The sequence below is a fragment of the Leucobacter sp. M11 genome (assembly GCF_035726885.1).
Taxonomy (GTDB): domain Bacteria; phylum Actinomycetota; class Actinomycetes; order Actinomycetales; family Microbacteriaceae; genus JAPFRB01.
The window spans coordinates 33,374-35,088 of record NZ_JAPFRB010000004.1; the positions used below are offsets into that span (position 1 = coordinate 33,374).

Sequence of the window (1,715 nt, forward strand, 5' to 3'; positions counted from 1 at the left end):
GATGGCCACGGTATTGCCCGGGGACGCACCGGCCACCCCGATCACGAGGCCAGCGGTGGAGACGATGCCGTCATTCGCGCCGAGCACGCCGGCGCGGAGCCAGTTCAGCCGGGCCCCGAGCCCGCCAGCGTGCGCCTCGTCAGCGTGCGGCCCCGGGCGGCCCTCGGACGTGTCATCAGCGGACATCAGATCCCCCTGTCGCGTTCGGCGGCGAAGAGCTTCGCCGGCCGTCACCCGAGTCTTCCACCGGAGCCCGGGCTCCGCAACGGAGGGCAGGCGTGCCTGAACCGCGCGGCCGCGCTTCGCCCCGGCGCTGCCAGGCCCATTCCTCCGCAGATCCCCGCAGACCTTCGCGGATCCCCGCCGCGGGCTGCGGCGCAGATAGGCTGATCGGGTGAGCACCCCCGCCATCGAAGCCGGTTCCGGCCCCTACCGGCGAGTGCTCCTCGCCCTCTTCGGAGCCGGGGTCGCCACCTTCGCCCAAATGTACGCCCCGCAGGGCCTGCTGCCGATGCTGTCCGCCGACTTCGGGGTGAGCATCAGCGACTCCTCCTGGGCCGTCGGCGCCGCCACCATCGGGGTCGCCGTCGGGGTGCTGCCCTGGGCGCGGCTGGCCGACCGCATCGGCCGAGTGAGCGCCATGCGCCTGTCCGTGTTCGCCGCGCTCGTCATCGGCGTCGCGGTGCCCCTCTGGCCCGACTTCGGCGGCATCGTCGCCCTCCGCTTCCTCGAGGGGGTCGCCCTCGCCGGGCTCCCCGCGATCGCGGTGACCTACATCAACGAGCAAATCGCCCCGCGGGCGGCGGGGCTCGCCGCGGGCACCTTCATCGCGGGCAACACGCTGGGCGGGCTCGCGGGCCGTCTTCTGGCCACCCCGATCGGGGACGCGCTGGGCTGGCGCTTCGGGCTCGCCGCCGTGACCGCGCTCTCGGCGCTCGCCGTCGTGGTGTTCCTCGTGGCCGTGCCGCCGCCCGCCCGCTTCGTCCGGCAGGACCCGGCGACCCGTCCCTCCCTCGCGGGGGCCGTCCTCGCGAACCTGCGGGACCCGGGCCTGCGCGTGCTCTTCGCCCAGGCCTTCCTCCTGATGGGCGGCTTCGTCGCGGTGTATAACTACCTCTCCTTCCGGCTGGAAGCGGCGCCCTACTGGCTCACCCCCACGAGCGTCTCCTTCCTCTTCCTCGCCTACCTCGCGGGAGCCGCCTCCTCCCGGGCCGTGTGGCGTTTCGTTGCGGGCCGTACGCTCACTGGGGTGCTCCTCGCCGCGATCGGGGTGATGCTCGTCGGGCTCGGCCTGACCCTGCTGGAGCCGATCGCGCTGATTCTGCTGGGGCTCGTGATCTTCACGGTCGGCTTCTTCGCGGCGCACTCGATCGCGAGCGGGATGATCGGGCCGCGCGCCGGGCGAGGCAACAGCCAGGCGGCCGCGCTCTACAACCTCTGCTACTACGCGGGCTCGGGCGTGCTCGGCTGGGTCGGCGGTCAGGCCTTCAGCGCCTGGGGCTGGCCCGGCGTGGTCGGCATGGTGGCCGTCCTCGCCGCGATCGCGGCCCTGCTCGCCTGGCGCTACGCGCGCGCCCGGGGCGGATTCGCCGCGGCCGACCGCCCCGCCTAGCGGGAGCGATCTCCCCTAGAGATCGGCGTGCGATTGCCAGATCTGCCAGGCCGTGCTGTCCCAGCCGAAAGCGCGGCTCCGATCAGTCGCGAGCAGCGAGAGC

The 1,715-nt window shown here is 73.6% G+C and carries 2 protein-coding genes; one reads left to right on the plus strand and one right to left on the minus strand.

The annotated features are described in order from the left end of the window. Positions 1-186 (minus strand): VIT1/CCC1 transporter family protein (locus tag OOT08_RS12145; RefSeq protein ID WP_325092981.1); only part of this gene is annotated, 186 nt, incomplete at its 3' end. A gap of 208 nt (positions 187-394) precedes the next feature. On the opposite strand from OOT08_RS12145, the gene OOT08_RS12150 reads away from it, so the two are divergent. Next, positions 395-1,612: an MFS transporter gene (locus OOT08_RS12150; RefSeq protein WP_325092983.1), complete on the plus strand. Its 1,218-nt coding sequence runs from the start codon at positions 395-397 to the stop codon at positions 1,610-1,612. Positions 1,613-1,715: the final 103 nt, after the last annotated feature.